Source organism: Sporolactobacillus sp. PKPK-6, assembly GCF_056678885.1.
This window is the reverse complement of sequence record NZ_JBWXPA010000001.1, coordinates 1,271,713-1,296,016: the sequence shown is the minus strand read 5'-3', so window position 1 is coordinate 1,296,016 and position 24,304 is coordinate 1,271,713. Positions and strand designations below refer to the sequence as shown.

Annotated in this window: 23 protein-coding genes, 2 pseudogenes and 1 riboswitch; of the genes and pseudogenes, 22 read left to right on the top strand and 3 right to left on the bottom strand. The window is 41.6% G+C overall.

Going from position 1 to position 24,304, the window contains the following annotated elements; genetic code table 11:
• Positions 1 to 399: 399 nt before the first annotated feature.
• The 7 genes and pseudogenes from AC1MBV_RS06175 to AC1MBV_RS06145 form a co-directional block, all read left to right on the top strand.
• On the top strand, positions 400 to 1,824 hold the full coding sequence (locus tag AC1MBV_RS06175; RefSeq protein WP_255747153.1) for a GH32 C-terminal domain-containing protein: 1,425 nt from the start codon (positions 400 to 402) through the stop codon (positions 1,822 to 1,824).
• A gap of 36 nt (positions 1,825 to 1,860) precedes the next feature.
• Complete coding sequence (locus tag AC1MBV_RS06170; protein WP_370645945.1) at positions 1,861 to 3,171, top strand: MFS transporter; 1,311 nt, start codon at positions 1,861 to 1,863, stop codon at positions 3,169 to 3,171.
• Positions 3,171 to 4,190: a LacI family DNA-binding transcriptional regulator gene (locus tag AC1MBV_RS06165; RefSeq protein ID WP_480947846.1), complete on the top strand. Its 1,020-nt coding sequence runs from the start codon at positions 3,171 to 3,173 to the stop codon at positions 4,188 to 4,190. The genes AC1MBV_RS06170 and AC1MBV_RS06165 overlap by 1 nt, the downstream gene beginning before the upstream one ends.
• A 69-nt stretch (positions 4,191 to 4,259) precedes the next feature.
• Positions 4,260 to 5,672: a glycoside hydrolase family 32 protein gene (locus tag AC1MBV_RS06160; RefSeq protein WP_480947845.1), complete on the top strand. Its 1,413-nt coding sequence runs from the start codon at positions 4,260 to 4,262 to the stop codon at positions 5,670 to 5,672.
• Positions 5,673 to 5,690: 18 nt separating this feature from the next.
• Positions 5,691 to 6,566: a fructokinase ScrK gene (gene scrK / locus AC1MBV_RS06155; RefSeq protein ID WP_480947844.1), complete on the top strand. Its 876-nt coding sequence runs from the start codon at positions 5,691 to 5,693 to the stop codon at positions 6,564 to 6,566.
• A gap of 436 nt (positions 6,567 to 7,002) precedes the next feature.
• Entirely contained in the window at positions 7,003 to 8,238 is a 1,236-nt protein-coding gene (locus tag AC1MBV_RS06150) for an SEC-C metal-binding domain-containing protein (protein ID WP_480947843.1), read from the top strand.
• Positions 8,239 to 8,343: 105 nt separating this feature from the next.
• A pseudogene (locus AC1MBV_RS06145) lies at positions 8,344 to 8,667 on the top strand (ABC transporter permease subunit); the annotation flags it as partial.
• Between the two features lie 272 nt (positions 8,668 to 8,939).
• On the opposite strand, the gene AC1MBV_RS06140 reads toward AC1MBV_RS06145, so the two are convergent.
• Entirely contained in the window at positions 8,940 to 9,170 is a 231-nt protein-coding gene (locus tag AC1MBV_RS06140; RefSeq protein ID WP_480947842.1) for a hypothetical protein, read from the bottom strand.
• Positions 9,171 to 9,562: 392 nt separating this feature from the next.
• Positions 9,563 to 9,680: riboswitch (adenosylcobalamin (AdoCbl) riboswitch) on the top strand.
• 12 nt (positions 9,681 to 9,692) lie between these two features.
• Between AC1MBV_RS06140 and AC1MBV_RS06135 the strand changes: the two genes are divergently transcribed.
• The 11 genes and pseudogenes from AC1MBV_RS06135 (at position 9,693) to AC1MBV_RS06085 (ending at position 17,255) form a co-directional block, all read left to right on the top strand.
• Positions 9,693 to 11,129 (top strand): prenyltransferase/squalene oxidase repeat-containing protein, encoded by a 1,437-nt coding sequence (locus AC1MBV_RS06135; RefSeq protein ID WP_480947841.1) that lies wholly within the window; start codon positions 9,693 to 9,695, stop codon positions 11,127 to 11,129.
• Positions 11,116 to 11,847 (top strand): DUF4430 domain-containing protein, encoded by a 732-nt coding sequence (locus AC1MBV_RS06130; protein WP_480947840.1) that lies wholly within the window; start codon positions 11,116 to 11,118, stop codon positions 11,845 to 11,847. Before AC1MBV_RS06135 ends, AC1MBV_RS06130 begins: the two co-directional genes overlap by 14 nt.
• A gap of 25 nt (positions 11,848 to 11,872) precedes the next feature.
• The gene (locus AC1MBV_RS06125) at positions 11,873 to 12,361 is read left to right on the top strand and encodes an ECF transporter S component (protein WP_480947839.1); all 489 of its coding nucleotides are present in this window, start codon (positions 11,873 to 11,875) and stop codon (positions 12,359 to 12,361) included.
• Between the two features lie 101 nt (positions 12,362 to 12,462).
• A complete protein-coding gene (locus AC1MBV_RS06120) occupies positions 12,463 to 12,591 on the top strand; it encodes a hypothetical protein (RefSeq protein ID WP_255747111.1) in 129 nt (42 codons plus the stop codon).
• A gap of 6 nt (positions 12,592 to 12,597) precedes the next feature.
• Positions 12,598 to 13,011, top strand: coding sequence for a helix-turn-helix domain-containing protein (locus AC1MBV_RS06115; RefSeq protein WP_370645955.1), 414 nt, complete (start codon positions 12,598 to 12,600; stop codon positions 13,009 to 13,011).
• A gap of 113 nt (positions 13,012 to 13,124) precedes the next feature.
• Positions 13,125 to 13,244: an IS3 family transposase gene (locus AC1MBV_RS06110; RefSeq protein ID WP_370645953.1), complete on the top strand. Its 120-nt coding sequence runs from the start codon at positions 13,125 to 13,127 to the stop codon at positions 13,242 to 13,244.
• Positions 13,202 to 13,870, top strand: a complete 669-nt coding sequence (locus AC1MBV_RS06105) for an IS3 family transposase (protein WP_480948268.1) — start codon at positions 13,202 to 13,204, stop codon at positions 13,868 to 13,870. The genes AC1MBV_RS06110 and AC1MBV_RS06105 overlap by 43 nt, the downstream gene beginning before the upstream one ends.
• 26 nt (positions 13,871 to 13,896) lie before the next feature.
• Positions 13,897 to 14,750: pseudogene (locus AC1MBV_RS06100) on the top strand (carbohydrate ABC transporter permease).
• Between the two features lie 13 nt (positions 14,751 to 14,763).
• Positions 14,764 to 15,594, top strand: a complete 831-nt coding sequence (locus AC1MBV_RS06095; protein ID WP_255747109.1) for a carbohydrate ABC transporter permease — start codon at positions 14,764 to 14,766, stop codon at positions 15,592 to 15,594.
• 24 nt (positions 15,595 to 15,618) lie between these two features.
• Entirely contained in the window at positions 15,619 to 16,365 is a 747-nt protein-coding gene (locus AC1MBV_RS06090; RefSeq protein WP_255747108.1) for an alpha/beta hydrolase, read from the top strand.
• Between the two features lie 35 nt (positions 16,366 to 16,400).
• Entirely contained in the window at positions 16,401 to 17,255 is an 855-nt protein-coding gene (locus AC1MBV_RS06085; RefSeq protein WP_255747106.1) for a helix-turn-helix domain-containing protein, read from the top strand.
• Between the two features lie 110 nt (positions 17,256 to 17,365).
• Here AC1MBV_RS06085 and AC1MBV_RS06080 read toward each other — a convergent pair whose 3' ends face one another.
• Entirely contained in the window at positions 17,366 to 18,472 is a 1,107-nt protein-coding gene (locus AC1MBV_RS06080) for an ABC transporter ATP-binding protein (protein ID WP_255747104.1), read from the bottom strand.
• A gap of 265 nt (positions 18,473 to 18,737) precedes the next feature.
• Here AC1MBV_RS06080 and AC1MBV_RS06075 point away from each other — a divergent pair, with 265 nt between their 5' ends.
• The 4 genes from AC1MBV_RS06075 to pgaD all read left to right on the top strand — a co-directional run bounded on the left by AC1MBV_RS06075 (position 18,738) and on the right by pgaD (position 22,958).
• Positions 18,738 to 20,030: an aspartate aminotransferase family protein gene (locus tag AC1MBV_RS06075; RefSeq protein WP_480947838.1), complete on the top strand. Its 1,293-nt coding sequence runs from the start codon at positions 18,738 to 18,740 to the stop codon at positions 20,028 to 20,030.
• Between the two features lie 4 nt (positions 20,031 to 20,034).
• Positions 20,035 to 21,015 (top strand): C-terminal binding protein, encoded by a 981-nt coding sequence (locus tag AC1MBV_RS06070; RefSeq protein ID WP_480947837.1) that lies wholly within the window; start codon positions 20,035 to 20,037, stop codon positions 21,013 to 21,015.
• 306 nt (positions 21,016 to 21,321) lie between these two features.
• The gene (pgaC, locus tag AC1MBV_RS06065; protein WP_480947836.1) at positions 21,322 to 22,539 is read left to right on the top strand and encodes a poly-beta-1,6-N-acetyl-D-glucosamine synthase; all 1,218 of its coding nucleotides are present in this window, start codon (positions 21,322 to 21,324) and stop codon (positions 22,537 to 22,539) included.
• A complete protein-coding gene (gene pgaD / locus AC1MBV_RS06060) occupies positions 22,500 to 22,958 on the top strand; it encodes a poly-beta-1,6-N-acetyl-D-glucosamine biosynthesis protein PgaD (protein ID WP_480947835.1) in 459 nt (152 codons plus the stop codon). Before pgaC ends, pgaD begins: the two co-directional genes overlap by 40 nt.
• Before the next feature lie 313 nt (positions 22,959 to 23,271).
• Here pgaD and AC1MBV_RS06055 read toward each other — a convergent pair whose 3' ends face one another.
• On the bottom strand, positions 23,272 to 24,174 hold the full coding sequence (locus AC1MBV_RS06055; protein ID WP_480947834.1) for a PucR family transcriptional regulator: 903 nt from the start codon (positions 24,172 to 24,174) through the stop codon (positions 23,272 to 23,274).
• Between the last annotated feature and the right edge of the window lie 130 nt (positions 24,175 to 24,304).

Below are 24,304 nucleotides of genomic sequence, written 5' to 3'. Positions count from 1 at the left end.
AGACAAAAACTAAACAAATTTAGTGATGAAGATCATTGCGGTGTTTGTTTATGCCTCGATCAGACAATTGATAATAGATCAATAGGGATTGAATTAAGTGATTCACTTGTTTCTTGCACAGGGCAAGGTGGTAAGAGTCCCTCTATTTCGTTTTGTGTAACTAATTTTTTCTTCAACATGAGCTAGTGAACCATCAAAATGTCGGTTCGTTACGTTCCTTTTGGGATGTTTCGGTCGACGTTTTTTGCTAGTAACGAGAGCTTTATTTATGCAAAGGCTTTCAAAAAAACTCTTGACAAAAATAGATAACGCTTTCATAATGCTGTTAGATGCTTATGCTTAAACGTTTAAGCAGCTTAAACACCAATGATTAACGAAAATGAAAGGGGTTAATTATTTATGAATAACAAAGTGTTTTACCGTCCTGAGGGAGCATTCGTTGGAGATGTCATTCCCTTCGAGGAGAATGGTCAGGTATATCTTTATTTTCTATTCGAAGATCGGAAAGTACCGAAAAATGGAATGCCTTGGTCTTTAGTGACAACAAAGGACTACGTGCATCTTGAGGAGCATGGTGTTGCATTGCCGTCTGGCGGTCCAGATGCGAAAGATTTTAACTGCTATACGGGCAGTGTTCTTGTTGACGATCAGGGCACACATCATCTGTTCTACACAGGCAACAATCCTAAAACAACTGACGAAACCGGGCGGTCCATCCAGTTGGTCATGCACGCTACAAGTGATGACGGTATGAAATCATGGACGCGCCATGATGAGCTTTCTTTCGGTCCAAGTGAAGATTACGAAGGCTATGATTGGCGTGATCCATTCGTATTCAAGGATGAGGAAAAAGGGATTTGGAGAATGCTTTTTGCTGCTCGAAATAACAGCGGTCCTGAACGTCGGCGCGGTGTTACCGCACAATATATTTCCGACGATCTGTATTCCTGGAAGCAAGCGAAACCATTCTGGGATCCCAAGCGATTCGTTGCAATGGAGTGTCCGGAGGTGTTCCATTGGGGAGATTGGTGGTACTTCATCTATTCCGAATTCACTGATGCATTCACAACCAAATATCGCATGGCCAAGACTCTTGACGGTCCGTGGATCGCTCCGGATAAAGACACAATTGATGGACGCGCTTTCTATGCTGCAAAGAGTACATTCCTCAATGGCAAACGTTTCTTCACCGGTTGGATTGCGACCAAGAAGGGTGCTCATGACGATGGGGAATGGCAGTGGGCAGGAACCATGTCAACGCTTGAGGCCGTGCAAAATGAGGATGGCTCACTCGCATTTCGCTTTCCTGAGACACTGACACAGAGCTTTCCTGAGACTGCTCCGGTTGCCATTGATAAGCAGTCGTTAAATGCTCCTGATGGATATGTATGTGCAGTGTCCGACAAGTTATTGCCGGATCAGGCCTATATCAAAGCCACGATTAACATAAAACCGGGAACTCACGAATGCGGGCTGCTACTGCGTTCCTCGAACGATGGCGATTCTTCCTATGTCATTCGTTTGGAACCACATCGCTCGCGAATGGTTTTCGATCGGTGGCCACGTAAAATGACAGGAGGAGAGCAGTGGCAAATCTCTGGAGACGTTCCCTACTATGTCGAGTTGGAGCGCCCTTGTGATCTACCTGCAGGTAACCACACACTGGAAGTGATTACGGAGGAATCAATTGCCGTCATTGTTCTAGATGGTCAGATTGCCCTTAGCACAAGAATCTACGATAAACGAGCAGGAAGAATCGGATACTTCGTTAGCGATGGGGCAATTGAATTATCTTCGCTTGAAGTCAAACAGCGGGAGATCTAAGTCAAGTCCAGCGGTCATGATCATGGAACTTCGTATTTGTCTCATAATGTTTTAAGCCATAGACGTAGGAAAAACGATAAATTTAGAAAGTCAGGCGAAAAAATGATAAGTCTAAAAAATCTAAAGATGGATCGCACCGCTCGCTTCATTTTGGGATTTGGAGTCTTTGCGATTCTACAAAACATGGGATTCTATATGATCGCATCCGTTCTTATGCCGCAGCGATTGAAAGATATTGGAATTGATAATCCGGACGCTTTGCTTGGAACGATTAATGCTGCGGGAGCCATGCTCTCTCTTTTCGTTAACGTCTTCGTCGGCTCCATGTCGGACAGAACGAGATCACGTTTTGGCAAAAGAACACCATGGTATCTGGCAGGTGCTGTCATTGCAGCAATTTCTTTCTATTTAATCGGAACTCCGGGTACTGGAATTGGAATTCTACTGGCATACTGCTTTGCAAACATTGGGCAGAATATGATGACGGCTCCCATTGTTGCAACACTTTCTGATCGTGTTCCTGAGTGGAATCGTGGCATCGTGTCTGCTGCATATGGCGGAGGAATCACGGTAGGTCAGGCAATTGGTACTTTCTTCGGTTCATTATTTATCTTTCGTACAGGTATCGGATTTGCCAGTGCAGGCGCAATGTATATATTCGCGGGCATTCTGGCATTTCTCCTTCTCCCACGTGAGCCGCGCAATGACACAGAGCAGGTTAACAGGGAGCGAGAGCCTATTTGGCGGGTAATTATGAAAGCGTTCACACCTCCGATGCATGCTCCTGATTTTTGGAAGGCGTTTATCTGCCGTACGAGCTTAATCGTTGCCTATCAGATGATTGCTTCCTATCAGCTCTATATCCTACAGGATCACATCGGGCAGACCAAGGCACATGCCGCCAGTGTCATTTCCATAATGTCATTGATCACTATGGTCGTAGCGTTCATTGCATCGATCACATCTGGACCTATTTCGGACAAAATCGGTAAGCGTAAGCCTCCCGTTATTTTATCTTGTGGATTGTATGCGATTGGTATTGCGATGCCGTGGATCTTCCCAACAACGATGGGTATGCTGCTTTTTGCAGGAATTGCGGGTTTTGGTTATGGTATGTATATGTCCGTAGATCAGGCATTGAACGTCGATGTTCTGCCAAATAAGAAGAATGCGGGCAAAGACCTAGGTTTTCTTAATATGGCAAGCTGTGCCGGACAGGCGATCGGTGCGGTCATCACATCAACGCTAGTTACGATTGTAGGATCATATATTCCGGTATTTCCTGTTGCAATCGTAATAACGGTTATCGCCGCTCTGTCGGTATGGAGCATAAAAGGGGTAAAGTAATGAGAAAAATTACGCTGCAAGATGTTGCTGAGGCAGCTGGTGTTTCGGTTGCAACGGCTTCATGGTCGATCAATGACAATGAGAAGCATCGAATCCCTGCAAACACACGCAATAGGGTTCGAAAAATAGCCGAATCACTTGGCTATCAACCCAATGCTTTAGGGAAGGGACTTGTACAGGGAACATCCGATCTAATTGGCTTTGTTACAGATGATGTTGCTACCATGCCTTTCGCCGGACAGATCATTAAAGGGGCACAGGATGAGGCTTGGCGGAGTGGGAAGCTTCTTCTCATTATCGATACCGGAGGCAAGGAATCAGTCGAAAACAAAGCACTAACTATGATGGCTGAGCAGCAGGTGCAAGGAATCATTTACTCGACTTGGTATCACCGTCCGGTGGAATCACTGAAATTGCAGTCGGAAAGACCTGCAGTACTTGTCAATTGTTTCGATATGCACGATCTGTATCCCGCTATTGTCCCTGATGAGGTTCAAGGTGGTCGGACAGCTACCGAACTTCTTGTAAAGGCCGGTCATCGACGCATCGCTTTCGTGAATACGACCTCTCCCTCACCAGCGCGGACTGGGCGTCTGGAAGGATACAAACAGGTGCTGGAGGAGGCGGGAATTTCTCGAGATTCCTCGTTGATTATGTATGCGAAGCCTGATCAGGAGGGGGGATTCAATGTTACAGAATCCCTCGTTGAAAGCGGGGCGACCGCGGTATTTTGTCATAATGATCGTGTCGCGATGGGAATTTACGATGGCCTTAAGCAGAAAGGACTGTCAATTCCTGATGACATATCTGTCGTTGGCTTTGACGACCAAAGCGTTATTTCCGCTCATTTGCATCCCACATTGACAACAGTAGGACTGCCTCACTACGATCTTGGAGTCCTAGGTATTCGAAAATTACTGAAGATCTGTAACGATAAAAGTGATGAACAAAAAGTCGGGACCACCCGTGTTAAATGTCCGCCAGTGATCAGAGACTCAATAAAAAGGCTGCAGTTCTGACCATGTGATGATAGGCAAGGCCAGCATCAGTTGGAAAGGTATTAAATGTTTGGAAGGAGTTTGTGAATGATGAATCAGATCACTAATAATCGATACAGGCAAAACTATCATATAATCCCTCCAACAGGATGGATGAACGATCCAAATGGACTTTGTTTTTTTAAGGGCTATTATCACGTTTTTTTTCAATATCATCCCTATAGTTCTGAATGGGGACCGATGCACTGGGGCCACGTTAGAAGTACGGATTTAATTCATTGGGAAGAATGTCCCATAGCGTTGACTCCAGGAGATAATGAAGATAAAGACGGCTGTTTTTCCGGTAGTGCTCTGGTAAAAGATGATAAATTATACTTGATTTACACAGGACATCACTATAAAAAAAATACGAATAAGGAACAATACTGGCAAAATCAAAATATTGCAGTTAGTGACGATGGAATTCATTTTGAAAAATATGAAAATAATCCAATAATAAGTAGTGCACCTACCGATAATGCAGCTGATTTTAGAGACCCAAAGATTTGGTGTGAAAATGGTAAATGGTTCATTGTCTTGGGCAGCCAAAATAAATCAGGATTGGGAAGAGTACTATTATATTCATCCGATAACTTGTTTGAATGGGAATACAAGGGAGTGCTTAGCCAATCAAAACATCCTGAAACAGAGGGATATATGTGGGAATGTCCGGACTTTTTTGAGTTAGATGGGCATCGTGTCCTATTAATATCTCCACAGGGGATCATTCCTAATAACGGTATGTTTAAAAATGTATACCAAACTGGATATATGATTGGGGACGAACAAAATGGTATTTTTACGAGAGGGAACTTCATTGAATTAGATTCAGGACATGACTTCTACGCAACACAAACAATGAAAACAGATGATGGAAGGCGTATTATGTTCGCGTGGATGGACATGTGGGAGAACAAGATGCCTGAACAATCTGATGGATGGGCAGGAACGATGACCATTCCGAGAGAATTAAAGTTGGTAAATAATAAACTGTATTCATGCCCGATAGAAGAATTGAAAACGCTTCGATCTGATCTGCTTTTATCAAAAAGCGAATTCATAAACGAAATAGCATTTAGTAGTAAAGAACATCAACTGGAAATTGAAGCTAAAATGAATTGGGATCGAGCATCGAGTATATCTTTAGAGATGAAAGATGATAATGGATCGGACATTATCGCTGTTCTGTTTGATGCTAAAGATCGTAAAGTAATTCTTCATAGAACTGGTCCTGATGCTGATAGACAAACTGTTATTGATCAATCAGAAGAATTATCGATTAGGGCATATGTTGATACGTCGTCATTTGAACTCTTTATCAATAATGGAGAAGCCACATTTTCAGAACGGTTTTATTCAGAGAGTGATCTTCACTTTCATTTAAGGGCACAGCAAAGGACTTGGTGCGATATGAATGTCTATAAATTGGGAAATAACTCGAGCAGAACGATTATATATAAATGAGTAAAGGAGATAAAGGCGATGTTATTAGGCAGTATTGAAGCAGGCGGAACTAAGTTTGTGTGTGCAGTAGGAAATGAAGACTATCGAGTGATTGAAAAAGTATCGATCCCTACGACAGATCCAAGCACTACATTCACTAAGGTGATCAACTTTTTCAAAAAATTTAACGACTTGGCTGCGTTATCAATAGCCTCTTTTGGACCAATTGAAATACAAAAAAACAACAAATTATACGGTTATATCACTGACACCCCAAAAAGAGGGTGGAGCAACGTTGATTTTGTAGGACCTATCAAAAAGGAATTAACTATTCCCATATTTTTTACAACCGATGTTAATGGATCTGCTTACGGAGAATACATTATGGCACAATTATTTAATGAAAAAATACAATCTCTAGTGTATCTAACGATCGGAACGGGCATTGGCGGTGGCGCCATAATAGACGGAACGATACTAGGATCGCAGGGACATACTGAAATGGGGCATGTATATGTCAAACGACATCCTGATGATTTGGAATTTAAAGGTATATGTCCCTTTCATAAAGATTGTCTAGAAGGCCTAGCATCCGGTCCAACATTTGAAGCCAGAACGGGTATTAAAGGAAAGGATATCCCGATTGATCGTCCTGTCTGGGATATTATGTCATACTATGTCGCTCAAGCTGCTATTCAGCAAACAATGATCCTTAGACCAGACAATATAGTGTTTGGTGGCGGTGTAGTCAGTGAGGCTTTTCTAGAGAAAGTCAGACGTGATTTTGCGGACTTAAACCAAAATTACATTAAAGTTCCGGATCTAAACACTTATATTAGAATGCCAAGAGTCAAAGACAACGGATCGGCAACTCTGGGAAACTTTGCATTGGCTTTCAAAGAATTAGGTAAATAACTATAAATATTCAACTGCAAGATATACTGACAGGCCGAGGAATGTTCATTCTCGGCTTTTTTTACACTGGTAGGAAAGTTAAAAAAAACAAAGCTTTGGCTGAAATTTATCAAGTGCTGTCTTTTTTTACGATGAAAATGGCTGAGGATAACTTCCTATAGAATGACGAGGAGCAGGAAAGTGGCAACTATAAATCGAAGTATATACATAACCAATCCATTCGTTATGCAATAATGATTAAAAAAGAGCAGCACCAGAGACAAGTCTTTAAGCTGGGCTGACTTTAGTGGAAACGAGAACTGCAAGTGGGGGATCATTGAGGAATGGACAATGCCCCTTCCCATACAGATCGATATGAGAGCGACGATCACTGGATTTTGAAAAATAATATACAGATGACAGTGAGAATCTGCCATTTTGAAAGGCGATAATTGCGATGATTAATACAATGGATAAGAAAACAAAAGCAACATTGCTGCATGCGCTGGAAGGTGCAAAGGGGTATACGCAAAAGTTACGAGAAGGCAGAGAGAAGCGACTTTGGAAACCAGTTGAGTTTCCATGCAGTCTTAATGCGACCTTAGACAGACTGACAAAGAATGAGTTGGATCAAATACGCAGAAATTATCAGTTTAAAGGCCTTAGTGCGCTTAAGAAAGCAGAAATGGCTTCAGAACTCGCCCACCTAATTCCTTTGACGTTTCAGAACGTCATTGACGCCTTGGATCAGGGCAGGTATGAGCTGATCCAAACAATTGTGAAGGATTCAGGCATGACTGTTGCCCGTGGCCTGGCGATGTCGACTATTGAAGCGTTTATGGGCTACAGTATCCTTTTTCCTGGAATTTACAATGATAAAAAGGTACTGTTTATGCCTGATGAGATGGTTCGTCTTTTCGAACAAAGGGACGGAAGTGAATTGAAAAAAATTGTTCAGCGCAATACAGAGTGGATTCAACTGGCGCACGGGCTGCTTTATTACTTTGGGGTGATGGATCCATGGCACATGATGGATAAGATTGAAACACTTACCGGACAGCACATTGATCGATCTGATTTTATGAATGTGATGGTCTTTGCCTGTGATTTCTATGGACAGGCACGCCTCGGCACTTATGGTTTTCAAGACAATCGAGTTTTTGACGCAGATAAAATTGTTGAAGAATGCCACATGCGAGCAGATGTAGATGATTTTCCGTTTACGAAAAAACAGCTCATTAAAGCTGCTGATCCGGATTACGTGGAGCGAACACCGGAGATAAATCACTTGCTTCAATTCCTATTGAGCTATTATCAATTGCCTAAGCAGGAAATCAACGAACTTGGGGTGCAGATTAGTGCGATCATTCAATCGGATGCAAATCCGTCTGAGGTGATTCAGTTCCTGCAGACCCGGATGGAATTTCCTTCGTTTGATTTTGTGCAGCAATTATTGGCTGAAGTAACCGAGGTATACAATCATACCCGTCAGTGGGTATTAAAAGGGCATATGCCGCATGAATTGTTTCAGAAAGAAAAGAGGCATCTGAAACTCATGCCGGATCAGCCTGTTGCGCCGGTTCGTACCAAATTGCCGATCACCAGCAGCCCGGTAAACCATTCCAAGGTCGGCCGCAATGATCCTTGCCCATGCGGCAGCGGCAAGAAATATAAGAAGTGCTGCGGGAGATGAAAGAATAGAATAAGTGATTGATTAAACAAAAGCGTCCACTTAGCAGGTGGACGTTTCGTGTTGATGGATGATTTTTAAATAGACTATTCAATACCTACGGACAATATTCGTACAGTAGATCCAAAGCTTATTGAAATGGGAAGAGTCTATGGACTGAGTAAATGGTCATTATTTACACAGATTATTCTTCCTGGATCTCTTTCTTCAATATTTGTCGGTATCCGCTATGCGCTTGGTGTGATGTGGCTAACACTCATTGTTGCCGAAACAGTTGCTACCAACTCAGGCATCGGCTATATGGCAATGAATGCGCGCGACTTCATGCAGATGAACATTATTGTATTGAGCATTATCATTTATGCCCTATTAGGAAAAATGTCTGATTTAATTGCTAAACTCTTGGAGCATCTTTTCTTAAAGTGGGAATAGTTGTGGTATGAACGTGAAGTTGAGTTGTGGAATTACTGAAGCATCTTAGCCATTGGCTAAGATGCTTTTTTGATAGACGCCAGCTTCAGAAATGCCATTCTGAAACAACCGTGATTATTCTTTTATAAATGGCCCTTTTTTAGAGCCTTTCAGATTTTTTTAGATTATAAACCTGACAAATAATGTTTTTTTGCAAAAAAAAAAGCCCCATAATGCATGGGGTAAGGGGAATGGATTGTTTCTATCTATAGTATTACCAATCAAGAGAAATTTTAAACATTAGGAATCAAATTAATTAAAGGGACTAATGGATTTATAGTGCAGCTAAATTCAGCGACTCTTAAACAAGTATAGTCTTCAATCACCAAGTATTTTTTGTCTTTAAACACAATAATATCGCCTTTATCGTATTTTGTTTTTTCAGCGTCAATGAGCATTTTTTGGCTCAAATACCATGCAGAATAATGCTCAATATATTGAACAACGTACATGTTTCGAAGCATTAATATATCCTCCTAAATTATTTGAAGAACGATCCATTATAGAAAATTCTATCAGAAAACGATTACAAAAAAGTTACATACACATTGTTATACGTGGTAGAGGGGCATCATTTCGTTAGAATTTGGAGAAGGGATCTGTCGATTGCAGATATAATAAAATGAAGTGCAACATTTTGTATACGAGTATTCTAAGAGGTCTCTTCGGAAAACTATTACTCTGAAGAACGCATTTCCTTTTCTTGATTTTTAAAATAGGTGTTACTATATTCAGTAGGAGCCGTCCATATAAATTTATTGATTATGTGCGATGGTAATCTTGTTAAGTATGCTTTCTTTGCTTTTGGAAAATTTTAATTTTAATTATTATTTATTAGTTGGCTTTAGCAAAACGATTTTGTTCATGTTGTAACTAATTGGATGGAAACAGGTGAAAATCCTGTGCGGTCCCGCCACTGTAAGGGAGTAATCCTAAGTCAGGTCTTTTCAATTAGTCGAATACTCACGAGGATGGGAGAACAAACGATGCGATTGAAAGTAGCAGTTTTGTTGTTTTGTATTGCTTTTTTGTTCGTTCCGATGCAGGTTTTCGCATCAGAGGACGTAAGTAATGACTTGGATAGCCTTGCAAATCATATCAAGGCTTCGGGAATTGATTCGGATTGGGATGTTGTTGCGCTATCAAAGGCGGGTAAATTGACGAATAGTGAGCGCGATGCATATTTGACTACAATTAAGGAGCGTGTGAACGAGAAACAATTGTCGGGAACAGATCTCGACAAAACGGTCTTGGTGGTCAAAGCATTAGGTCGGAATCCTGAAAATTATGAGAATCATAATCTTATAAAGGCCATCTATTTTGATACTTCCATTAAATCATTAATGGACTTTACCTATGCACTTACTGCACTAAGTACTGACGATTATGTGATCCCTAGTGATGCGCTGTGGAACACAGATCGGTTCATTCATGAACTGGCTCAACGTCAGACAAGTTCAGGAGGATGGGGCTGGACAGGCGATCCAAATGATGATCCTGATGTGGACACGACATGTATGGTTTTGACTGCCTTGTCACATTATCAAGGCCAAGCAAGGAATGTTATTGATCAAGCACTAAATTATTTGGAACGCTCAGAACAAGAGGATGGCGGCTTTGTCAATTATTCGCCAAATTCTAATTCGGCGGCTCAAGTCATCATTGCTCTTTCTTCGTTAGGGATTGATCCGACAAAAGGAGTATTTAATAAAGAGGGGCATAATCCTGTTACTAACCTGGATCAGTATAAAGCCAATGGCGGGTACAAATGGGCGGCCTTCAGCGAGAGTGACGATCCCTTTTCTAATGAGCAGGTGATTCAAGCTTTGGTTGCCTATTCACTTTTCGGTGATGGAGATCGGTTATTTAATTTTAGGACAAAGGATGTATTTAGCTCGCCAGATTCCCATACAGAATCTGCCAATGCAACGAATTCCGACTCGTCAACAACAGAACAATCAAAAGACGAGAATCCAACGACCAATAAGAATTCAATCACAACCAGCACAACCAATCAGAAATCTGCGCATAAAAACACCGCAACCCAGCCGCAAAAAAAAGTTTCTTCTCGACAATCGCCAAAAGTTGAAACAGCGACCGCTGATGTCCGTGGTACCCAGTCCACGAGTAACATTGAGAAAACAGGGAACAAACCGTCAATAAAAAAAACAACAGGAACCGTTCAACGTACATCATCAGAAAAGAAGAAATCTGAAACAAAGTCGTCACCATCAGCGCAAACGTCGAAGGTGAAGCATCAGACGCAATCGGATGGTAAACAGGCTCCGAAACGCGTAACCACTGTTAAGAAAACTGAGTTTAGTCCTCTGCATCTCTATTTAGGCGGTGCGTTTGTTTTGCTGGGCATTATTGGTCTTTACATTCGGTATCGGTTAGGCGGTGCTCGTTATGAAGATCAATAAAATTCTGCTGCTGCTCGTTTCCATTGGCTTTATTGTCTTTGGTTCAGTATTCATTGCCTATGGATTTCAAACGACAACCCATCATATAACGTCAAACTCTGCAGGCAAGCAGGATCAATCTTCCACTAAGCCGAGTCATTCAAACGAACGTGCGTCAAACGCTAAGCATGCATCAGTTCCAAAGCAAAAAGCTCAAAAAGGCGATAAGGGTTCTTCATCGGTTAGTGAAAAATTAAATACCTCTGCCCGTTCGGATTCGAATTCTCGTACAAGTATGAGTTCAAGCTCAAGTTCAGACTCTGGTTCAAGCTCAGGCAGTACAAATTCAACTCCGGAACAAAAGGCAAATCCGAAAGCATCGGGTTCAAATACAAATCATTCGAGTACTTCAAACGCTGCAGACAGCAGCAATCAAGCGTTGATCAATGTAGAAATAAAAGGATATGACAATAAGGATATTTCCGGTTCTGTTGCATTTACTGACGGCATGACTGCTTTTCGCGCGTTACAGATGTTGACAGGCAGCAAAAATATAGACCTTGATTATTCGGGTTCCGGATCGACTGCTTATATAAAGAGCATCAATGGACAAAGCGCGGGTGATAAATCTGCTCAAAGCGGTTGGATTTATAAAATAAACGGAAAATCACCGAATGTATCCGCAGGAAGCTTTAAACTTCAGGATGGGGATACCTTGGCATGGATTTATCAGGAATGAGGCGGTATGAATGTCCACACGTAAAATGGCGTTGATTTCATTATTAGCAGCTTTAAGTATTGTCGGGAGAATTTATATGACCTCAATACCGAACGTTCAGCCATCCACCGTGATCATTATTATTACGGGTTTGGTATTTGGGGCGCGGTTTGGATTTACTGTAGCTTTGCTTACAGCAATTGGATCTGATTTTGTTTTAGGCTTTGGCTTTTTTACAGCGATGCAAGTACTAGCCTGGGGATTAGTGGGCATTTTATCAGGACTTTTATCGCGTTTTCGAACGAAAATTCCTATGCTTGTTATGGCTTGTTATGCTGCGGGGTGCGGCTACTTATTCGGATTCATTGTGTCACTCAATGTGCTGGTTGCGGGTGTCCCAAGTTTTATTGCTTATTGGGTAATGGGGCTGCCTTTTGATTCGTATCATGCGGTCGGCAATTTTTTATTCTATATTATTTTGTCCCCCATTCTAATCAAACTGCTGGAGGCAGAAAAGAAAAAATTACAACTATAGAAATGAATTCATGTATCAAGATATTTTCACAACAAAAAACATTCACCTGAACTGACCCCCTGAAGTTGGACGAATAAAATTCAACTTTAGGGGGTTTTTGTATGACCAAATATTCTAATGAATTTAAGATTAATGTGATTGGTGAGTACTTAGCCGGTATAGGAAGCACCTCACTTCATCAAAAATATCATATTCCTGGACAACACGCGGTTTTGAATTGGGTGCATTAATATCAGATCAATGGTTTTGCTGGATTAAAAAATCGTGATCATTGGCAGGAGTATACCTGTACTTTCAAACTGAACGTATTAAAGTGGATGAAAGAGAACCATTCATCCCTCGAACAAACAGCTCTTCATTTCAAAATGTCTTCGCCGTCAACGATCTATCAATGGGAGCGACGGTTTGAAGCAATGGGTGTGGATGGATTAAAAACCAAGCGAGGTCGTCCACCTATGGGGAAACATGAGCATATAAAGCGTACAGCCAAAAAGAATGACACATTGAATAGGGCTGATCAGCCGGAACAGAACCGGATTAAGGATCTTGAATTAGAAAACGAACTTCTGCGAATTGAGAATGAATACTTAAAAAAATTAGATGCCTTAGTTCGTCAGAGAGAGCAACGCGAGCGGAACAAACGCAAGTAGTTACTGAACTAAGGCGCAACCACTCTCTGACTCATATTCTACAGGTAGTGCCGTTGCCTAAGAGTGACTATTACTATCAGAAACAGCGCCAGCAAAGGGATACTGATGACCCTATGATCTCTGAAATTAAAGCGGTCAAACAGAAGCACCCAGCTTATGGCTATCGTCGCGTGGTCCTGACTCTACGACGCTGTCATTTAAAAGTGAATCACAAAAGGTCCAGCGCATCATGAGAATGGAAGGACTTCAGTCAACGGTCTATACCAAAAGGATTCGTAAGTATAACTCCTATAAAGGGACGGTTGGCAAAGTCGCTAAGAATCATTTGAACCGTCGGTTCATGACGGATCGACCCTACCAAAAGCTTGTCTCTGACGTTTCCGAATTTCGTTGGGGGCATCAAACAATCAACGAGCGTCTTTATCTCGAACCCGTTATGGATCTTTATTCTGATGAGATTTTAGCTTCTAATATTAGTGATCATCCAACAGTAGCCTTTGCGTTAAAACCGCTTCATGAGGCTCTCGAACGCCTACCGGAACATCACTATCGCACGTACGTTCATACAGATCAGGGCTTTCAGTACCAAAATTGCCTTTGGCGCAAGGAACTTAAATCGCATCATGTTTGTCAGAGTATGTCTCGAAAGGCGACTTGTCTGGACAATGCCCAAATGGAGAGTTTCTTCCATCTCATGAAAGCTGGAACCGTATCCTCACACCACTATCAGACACGTGAAGAGCTAGAAACTGCCATGCGTGTGTGGATTAAGTACTATAATGAGTCTAGAATCAAAGAAAAACTCGGGGGTCTAAGTCCGATTGAATATCGGATCATGACCACCGAGCAAGTAGCTTAAAACTATGTCCAACTTTTGGGGTTCACATCACACCTGCATTAATTTTGTTGCTGTTTTTTCTTTAATTCCAATCATCATTTCCTTGATGATTAGTTTTACAGATATTAACATTACAGGTCTTGCAGATTGGTCAAAAATTCATTTCATCGGGATCGAAAACTATGAGAATCTATTTAAAGATCCAACTTTCCTGCAATCAATTGGAAACAGTATTTTTTATGTAGTCATTGGCGTACCACTTGTTATTGCTTGTTCAATGGGAATTGCACTATTGATTAATTTTGGTAATAGCTGGGTTTTCAGATTGTTTCGTTTGATCTTTTATGCGCCTTCTATTACGAACGTTGTGGCTGTTGCGGTTGTCTGGAATTATCTTTATAACCCTCAGTTTGGACTGTTGAATTTTATTCTGCATTTCGTTCACCTTGGTCCGGTTCCTTGGTTGCAGGATCCGATTATCGCAAAAATTTCATTAATCATTTTGGCATTGTGGCGAGCAATTGGGGTCGATATGTTGATTTTTCTGGCAGCGCTTCAAGGTATTCCAAAAGCATATTATGAAGCAGCTCAGATTGACGGTGCAAATAGTTGGCAGAGGCTGATTAAGATAACGATTCCGATGTTACGGTTTGCGACCTTCTTTGTTACGGTGACGACCTTGATTGGCTGGCTGCAATTTTTTGAAGAACCTTTTGTCATGACTAGTGGTGGCCCACTGAATAGTACAAATTCGATCGCACTATTTATTTATCAAAATGGCTTTCAATTTAGCAAATTCGGATATGCGGCTGCTGGTTCTATGGTATTGTTTGTCATTATTATTCTTGTCACGCTGATTCAGTTCCGCGGACAGCATAAACAACAGGATAATCAGATGTAACGGAGGTGTAGAAATGAATGAATCCATTCAACACAAAAAACTATCAAAATTGATCGTTTTAATTATTTTGTCGGTAGGCGGGTTCTTTATGGTTTTGCCGTTTATCTGGATGTTGCTGTCATCTGTAAAAACGGATATGGAAATTCTCCAAATTCCCCCGACGGTCTGGCCTAAGTCGTTTACACTAGATAATTTTATAAATTTGTTTACACAAATGGATTTCCTTATTTATCTTAAAAATACTATAATTATTGTCTTGTTCTCGTTTATAGGCTTGTTCCTAAACGCGATGGCAGGCTATGGGTTTGCCAAGTATAAGTTTAAAGGCAAAAACAGTTTGTTTTATCTTGTTTTGGCGACTATGATGATTCCAGGTCAGGTAACAATGATCCCAGTATATTTGATGTTGAATATGGCTCATTTGACTAATACATTGTTAGGTATTGCTCTTCCAGGGATGGTAGGTGCATTCGGTATTTTTCTGTTTCGTCAGTTTATGTCCACAATTTCTGATGAGATTATTGAAGCTGCACGACTTGATGGCTGCAGCGAATTCTATATCTTCTGGAAGATTATTTTGCCGGTTTCTCGACCAGTGCTCGCTGTACAAGGAATTTTAACCTTTATTGCTGGATGGAACTCTTTTATTTGGCCATTAATCATTGCAAATGACCAAAAGTATTATACCCTGTCCGTTGGTCTTGCGCTGCTTAAGGGTCAGCATGCAAGTAATTATGCGCTGCAAATGGCAGGATCTGCATTTATGGTCGTTCCAATTGTAATTGTCTTTCTTGCACTTCAGAAGTATATTTTGCAAGGATTTAACGTTTCTGGAATGAAATAAACAAAAAGAAAATCAGGTGAGACTATGACAGTTCTTTCTGTGGACTATGACTCGGAGGTTCTGGGGTTCCAAACAACTTTTCAGGCAATTATACCTCAAAAACGCCAAAAAAATTTTAAGGTACTGTTTTTGCTACATGGTCTTTATGGTAATGACAAGTCTTGGATTCAATGTTCATCAATTATTCGTTATGTTGAGAATCGGAATCTTGCAGTATTTATGCCCAATGTACATCGGAGTTACTATACAGATATGAAGCATGGCGGGAACTATTGGACATTTTTGACGCGTGAATTTCCTGAGACGATAGAATCTCTTTTCGGTCTTGACTTGCAACGGGAAAGAACGTTTGTCGGAGGATTATCAATGGGCGGATATGGTGCCTTAAAATGGGGATTATCTGAACCTCAAAGATTTGCTAAAGTGTTTGCACTGTCTCCTGCTATTGATATCACTAGAATCAGAAAAGAACATAAGGATCGTGAGAAAGAATTTGGTTTGATTTTTGGATCTCCGCAGGATTTTGAAACTTCACCAAATAGTTTGTACTATCTTCTGGATCATGGGCAGCCATGTATGAACAATACATCTTTCTTACAGATTTGTGGACGGGAAGATCCGTTTTATTCAGATAATCTGGCATTTAAAAAACATATTGAAAAATTGCCCATGCCATATTTGTTTAAAGAACGGGATGGCGGTCACAGCTGGGATCTTTGGGATGAGGAGATTGTGACGGCGCTGGATTGGATGGATAACATGGAACGTTGATTGGCGGTTTAAAGAAGCACTAGGGAAGTGAGCGTTTGAATCTGCAAAAACTCTTAATTAATTATCCTAGATCCGTTGTTGACAAGAATCCTTTCAAGGCAGAATTAAACATGCTTTACTTCTATGAAGAGCCCTATTATATTGGCATTCCTTCGGGAAACCTTTCCGATCATGAAATTTATTTGCTCAAGACGCTTTTGAATCAAGAATACCCGCCTTCATTTGGTCCGGATGCTCAATTTTGGTATGATTTGTTAATAAATGGGAAACAAGCAGATGAAGATCGATCAATCAGAATTCGAATCATCCATTTTCAACTTACAAATTCATTGTCTCATGAAATGATTTTTGAGTGGCGCAGAGCGTTTGAAAGCTTTTTCGATGCGGATTCTTCCTTTATTTACCTCTCTTCAATGAGAGGTATCATTATTGAGAAAAGCATGACGATCACAGGGAACATGTTAGAATCGATTGCGAATACGCTTGAAAATGACTTCTCGACTAACTGCCGTTTTCTCATTGGTCTCCGCTATTCTCTATCACCGATGCTATATCCGGCATACCAGAAAGAATGCGTACTTTTCGATCGAAAAATGGTGAGGAGCAAAAAGGCAACAAGCGTCCAGTCTGAATTTTTCGATTTGATAAAACCCATGGTTCAAGATTGCACCATTCTTATGGAAATAAAGCATATCATCCGAGAAGATGCAAGATGGTTGTCTCTTATTCGGGTGCTATGGGAAAATCAGGGGAATGTCAGCATTGCGGCGAAAAAGTTGTTTATGCACAGAAATACACTTCGGTATCATATTGATAAGTTTTACGAAATTACTGGTATATCTTTAAAAGAAATGGACGGGCTTACATTGGCGTATTTATCCACGCTCTAACGGATCTGTGAGTTTCTTTTTATAAAACAACTCCCCTTGTTGCAGTCTGTATCATGACTGTCCAAGGGGAGTTTGAATATGCGGAGATCACTTTTTTTAATTATTCGCCGTTAGTCTTCGAATGTCAGAGACTGCTCATTTTCCGGATTAAAAAAATGAATTTTATTCGTATTTAAAGCCAGTGTTACATTTTCTCCATTCCTATACTCAGTCCGTGCATCAACACGAGCGATAAAGGTGTGTTTGCCTACTTGTGCATGAAGCATGAATTCGGCTCCCGTTAATTCGGCAATAATAATTTTAGCTTGAACCACACTAGAAGTATTTTCATCAATAAACAATGGCTCATCATGAATATCTTCAGGACGAATGCCCAGAATCACCGGTTTATCTGCGTAACCTTGTCGACGCAAAACCTTTAATTTACCTTCTGGGATTTCAATATTGATCTCTTCACCGACAAAATGTGTACCCTCCAACTTTCCGTGAAAGAAGTTCATTGGCGGAGATCCGATAAATCCACCTACAAACAGATTAATTGGATGATCATATACTTCTTTCGGACTTCCCACTTGCTGAATAACCCCATCTTTCATAATGACAATTCGAGTTGCCATTGTCATAGCTTCTGTCTGATCATGGGTCACATAGATCATTGTTGCTTTTAAATCGTTATGAAGTTTACTGATCTCCGAACGCATTTGGACGCGGAGCTTTGCGTCAAGGTTTGATAAGGGTTCATCCATCAAGAACACTCTTGCATTACGCACAATGGCTCGTCCTAGAGCGACACGCTGGCGTTGACCTCCAGAAAGCGCTTTAGGTTTTCTTTCCAGATAATCCTTAATTCCTAGAATTTCAGCTGCATGTTCAACGCTCTTTTTTATATCGGACTTTGGAATTTTGCGCAATTTCAGACCGAATGCCATATTGTCAAATACGGTCATGTGTGGGTAGAGGGCATAATTTTGAAAAACCATAGCGATGTCACGATCTTTAGGTACAACATCATTCATCTTTTTCCCGTTGATGTACAATTCACCCTTAGAGATTTCTTCAAGTCCAGCAATCATTCGTAAGGTCGTGGATTTTCCGCATCCAGAAGGACCGACAAAGACGATAAATTCCTCATCAGCAATCTCAAGATTAAAATCAGATACAGCTGCAACATTATTTTCATAGATTTTGTACATATGTTTAAGCTGCAGTTCAGCCATTGTTGTCACCCCTTTATTTACTATGAGTCAATAATAATGCAAACGTTTTAATTTTGGCATGGGATTGTGCCCAATAATATTGTTGTATTTGTGTGCGCTTTCATGACTTTTCTAGTATTTTGGAAATGGATTTATTTTTTTTACATTCAATCAAGTATTAGCTTTTTATAAAACCCAGCATATTCTCCTAAACCTCAAATACGCTATATAAAACGGGATTGGTCGTCAATGGGTCTATTACTTAGTCCCACTTGGGGGGATTTGCATGAAGTTCGAGGATTATCAGCCCTATTTGAGTCCGGCACTTGCGAAGGCAACGGACTTGATTGCAATCAGCGGTAAGGGCTGCTATTTGACTGATAATAAAGGCGATCGGTATCTGGATTTCGTTCAAGGTATTGCAGTCAATGCGCTGGGGCATTGTCATCCGAAGATTGTTGAAGCCATTAAAGCGCAGGCGGAGAAGCTGATTACGGCGTCGTTCAATGTGGTCAATTATCCGACAACGCTTGAGCTTGCAAAACGATTGGCCGGGGTGACTCCGGGTGAGCTGAATTCTGCTTTTTTCTCCAATGGAGGAGCGGAGGCAGTGGACGGCGCACTGAAGCTGGCCAAGGTTTATACAAAAAGACCGGCGATCATTGCGTTTCAAGGCTCTTTTCACGGAAGGACCTTCGGGGCGTTATCCGTGACGGGTTCAAACGCAAACTATCGCAAGTATTATGAGCCTTTGGTTGGTTCAGTATATTTTACGGTGTATCCCTCGAAGGATCTATGTCCAAAGGGATTCAATGAGAAGCAGAGAACAGAGTTTTGTTTGAACGAACTGGATCGACTTTTTGAAAATCTCGTGGCGCCTGATCAGGTAGCGGCAATTATTATGGAACCTGTTCAAGGCGAAGGAGGCTATGTTGTTCCTTCGAAAGCATTTGTTCAGGGAATTCGTGAGCGCTGTGATCAGTATGGTATTTTGCTGATTATGGATGAGATTCAATCGGGTTACGGACGGACGGGGAGAATGTTTGCGAGCAGTCATTTTGATGTGGTGCCCGACATTATGACGGTGGGTAAAGCGATTGCCGGCGGGCTGCCGATGAGTGCGGTGATTTCAACGCCGACGATTATGGAAGAATGGTATCCGGGAATGCATGGCACTACTTTTGGCGGGAATCCGATTTGTTCGGCGGCGGCTTTGGCGGTATTGGATGAGTTCGAGCGATCCCATCTGCTCGAGCATGTGAATCAGGTCGGCGCGTATTTGAAAAGCAAATTAGTGGAACTGCAGAAGAAGTACAGCTGCATTTCCGATGTTCGAGGACTTGGATTGATGTTAGCCATTGAATTTTCTCATCCGGATGGCAGTCCCGCAGGAGATTTATTGGAAGCAGTCAGGGCAGGCTGTCTGGAAAATAAATTACTAACACTTTCCTGCGGCGTTCACCATAATGGAATGCGCTTTGCCACACCGTTGAATGTGACCTTCGATGAAATCGATCAAGGGATTGCGATTATTGATTCTGTATTAAATCAAATGGAAAATCAAGTAAGAAAGGACTGAGGTCATGGCAAAAAGGAAAGTCCTTTATTACAACATTGATGATAATCTGGATTATGAACGCGATTTGCTGAACACGTGGGGGATTGAAAATCTGGAATTAATTGAAATCAAGGATTATGCCGGTGCTCAACCTTTTGTTGATCATGCGAAGGAGGCCGATGGAGTTGTTGTCGAATATCAGCAAATTACCCGGGAAATTATGGAGCAATTGCCGAATTTGAAAATAATAGCACTACAGGCAATAGGTATTGACAATGTGGATGTTGAAGCTGCAACTAATCATGGAGTCTGTGTGACGAATTGTCCGGGTTTCTGTTCGGAGGAAGTGGCACTCCATACGATCGGCTTGATGATTGACCTGACCCGGAAAATCACACTGCTCGATCGGACGGTGCGCGACGGGAAGTGGGATCCGTTATACGGATACAAGACACATCGATTGACTGGGAAAACCGTTGGACTCTATTTTTTCGGAAGCATTCCCAAAGCAATGATGCCCATGCTTCATGCACTCAACGTTAAGATACTGGTCTACGCACCAACAAAAACGAAAGCTTTTTTGGAAGAATATGGTGCAAAAAAGACGGATACCTTTGAAGAACTACTCACGCAGTCGGATATCTTGTCACTGCATTGCCCGCTCATTTCCACGACCACACATCTCATTTCTTTGCGAGAATTGAAGCTGATGAAAAAGGATGCTTTTTTAATTAATACGGCACGCGGAAAGGTTGTTGATGAGGCAGCGTTGGCCAAAGCTTTAACGGAAGGTGAAATAAGAGCCGCGGCTGTTGATGTCATTGAAGATGAAGAGGCGGAAAGCAGTCCTTTATTTACTTTAGAAAATACGATTATTACCCCGCATTCCGCATTTATCTCCGAAGACTCCTTTTATGATGCACGGAAAACGACTTTGGAACAACTCGTGCAGCGATTAAGCAAAAATCAAAAACCATCAAATACAATAAATCTAAATGTTATGTAAAGAAGGCTTGGCACATGCGTTGAGAACAGTCATCTATTTAAAGGATGGCTGCTTTTTTTTGTAAATGGATTGCTTTAGCCGTTTTTGTCATAGATGCACGGATCAAGACAGACAGTTTATGGAAAAATTCCAGTGCAAAAGGCTGCTGTGATCGGGTTTCTGTGGTGATCAGAGGATGAGCATGCCATACTGTAAACCAAAAAATCATAGTGCTTTGCGAAAGGTAAAGAGTCAACATTCGATGTGTCAGTGGACTATTTTGTGAAACGAGAGATGGAAATGGAATTCATACATTTTAGCGTTGGGATGTTCTCTCGATTTGTCTTTTTTTATCCATTTATTATGTCTTTATTCTGGATGGCAGGAGCTCTTTTATTTTATCTATATCGGGAACGTCATGAATCGGTGGATTTTGAATCAATCAATTGGCCAATGGTGAGTTTCGTAGTGCCCTGTTATAACGAGAAATCCACGATTAGTGAAACGATCCGGCATTTGTCAGAAATGCCTTATCCAAAAAAAGAAATTATTGCTATAAATGACGGCAGCACAGACGGGACAGCAGAGGTGCTGGAACATTTGGCACGCCAATACAAAGCGTTGCGTGTGATTAACTGTGCGGAAAACTGCGGCAAGGCTAATCGTTTGCACCTTGCTTGCCACGCGGCAAACGCGGAATACCTCATTTGTGTTGATGCGGATGCCATTTTGGACTCGGATGCTGCTTACTATCTCGTCTATCAATTTTTACACAAAGGCGAACGTGTCGGTGCAGTAACCGGCAATCCGCGCGTACGCAATCGGAGCACTCTGCTCAGCAAGCTGCAGATTGTTGAATATGCCTCCATTGTTGGTTCCATCAAACGAACACAGCGGATGATCGGCAAGGTGATGACTGTATCAGGTGTTGTCGTTGCTTTTCGTAAAAAAGCGCTGGTTGATGTCGGACTGTGGGATCGTGATATGATCACGGAGGATATCGCTGTTTCATGGAAGCTTCAGCGTCGTTTCTGGGATATTCGCTATGAACCAAGGGCGCTGTGCTGGATGCTTGTTCCGGAAACGATTCGTGGAATTTGGAAGCAGCGTTTGCGCTGGGCACAAGGTGGAGAAGAGGTTCTGCTGAGACACGGTTCTATTTTTCTGGACTGGAAGCAGCGGCGGCTCTGGCCGATTTATGTGGAGCAATGTGCGAGTGTTTTCTGGTCCCTTTCCTGGCTTGTCTTGATGATTTGGAAACAGTTTACAGCGCAATCGTGGCAAGAACACGTGATTTGGCTGTCGTACGCTTCATTTGTCCTCGTGGCGATGAGCTTTCTTCAACTGCTTACTGCCACACTAATCGATTCAAAGCATGACGATGTGCGTCGTTATCTTCTCGTTGCGTGCTGGTATCCGATCTTCTATTGGATGTTAAGCACACTTGTTGTCATTGTTGCCTTTCCAAAGGCTGTTCGTGCACGATTGAGAGGAGGGTATGCGGTATGGGCAAGTCCGGACCGGGGTACAAACAAGCCTCTTTAATCATTGAACACAAATCTGCGGTATGGAAGCTTATTGGCACATTCATATTGACCACCGTTCTTTGGTTATATGGAGTGCTGATGTTTTTGATGTTATCGAGTGCGGTACTCCATGTACGATGGACAACCTTGAATCAAATCAAGGCCATGTTGCAGATCAGTGACCATTCTCTACGTTTATTTATGTACGCAGCCGTAATCGTATGGAGCATTTTTCTGTTCCTGATGTGCTTCTGGCGCGACTATAATAAAAGTCGTTTTGGCTGGCGAAATCGAAGAACGTACCCGACTCCGGTTACAGATGAAGAGATACGTGCACTCGACTTGATATCTGAAGAAGATTATCAACGGCTGAAGAGTGCTCAAGTGGTACGGTTTGACACCAATCCGATTCGACCGCTGAATGAGGGACGAGAATGAAAATCCTAAGTCAAAAACCGATGGGTTTGTCTCATCGCTCTTAGTTTTTGTCTTTAGTAAGATGAATGGGTTTGCTTCAATAAATGTGAAGGTGTAGCACCTTTTGTATATTTGTGAACAAATATATTACTTAAAGCAAAAACAGTAGACAGATATTTTGAATGATGAAAACAAATTAATACATTGGATGTTCGATTCAGGTCATCCAGTCTGCTGGAGAAGTTGTAAACAAAATCAAAAAGTAACGAAGAATGGGGATCACAGAAATCAATTTGTGATCCTTTTTCGTGCGCAAAACAAGTTCACTACAAGATTATTTACAACGCTGTTCATAACGATGCAGATAAACAAGCAGCGAAATAATGACTGCGTCTTCAAAATGTTTTGGATCAAGCCCAGTCAGTTGACGGAAACGATCCAAACGGTAATTCAGCGTGTTGCGATGCAGAAACAATTCATTTGCCGCGGTTGAAAGATTGAAGTTGTGGCGGAAGAAGATTGTAACGCTGTCCAATAAATCATGTGGTATTTTGCTGAGCTTTGCGCTCCATGGAGACAGGTCTGCAGATTCTGATTTTTGTGACGCCAGGATGAGCATTATAGGGAGCAGATGCATGTATTGAAATTCATGGCGCTCGGGAAACACTTGACGTGCGGTATTCAATAACGAGAAATGGTTTTTGTATAACTCTGGAAGAGCGGAAACTTCTGCACACGGGACATGGAGCATGTACGGATCACAATAAAAATCGCTAATGATCAGATGAACAAGGTCTTCACATGTATAGACTAGTTCCTTTTTAAGTAGGATGATTCCTTCTTCACTTGTTCTCCAAATTGTGGTGATATAGGAGCGATCAAAATAAGAATGAATGGCGGTTTCAAGGTTTATTTGCTGTTCAGGAAATTTGTTTAAATGAATATAGACCAAATGAACAGACTGTGCTGGTGACGTTGCGAGATCTGAAGGGTGATTGAAGATCAGGTTTGCCCAAAACTGCTGCTTTTTCGTCCTGTTCAAAGATTTCGGTTCATAATGGCTGAAGGACAGATTAAGAAGCTGCTGTTCGTTCTTTGAAAGTCGTGTGCTTTTAATGCCGAAGACTTGTCCGTCAGTGGTTTTAAACCAATCATAGTTGTGAGGACCGGATATTTTGCTTGGGTCATCGGCAAATGCATCCTTGTATAATGATTTTAATTGATTGATTTTAATCATCGCTTAACCTCCGATCTTCATCCATTATACCTTATCGTACGCTGGTTTCTGAAAAGCTAAACCGCAAGTGCTATAATTCAGTATGCTTCGATGGAAAATGGCATGCTGTCGCAAAACAAAAGCTCCGCAT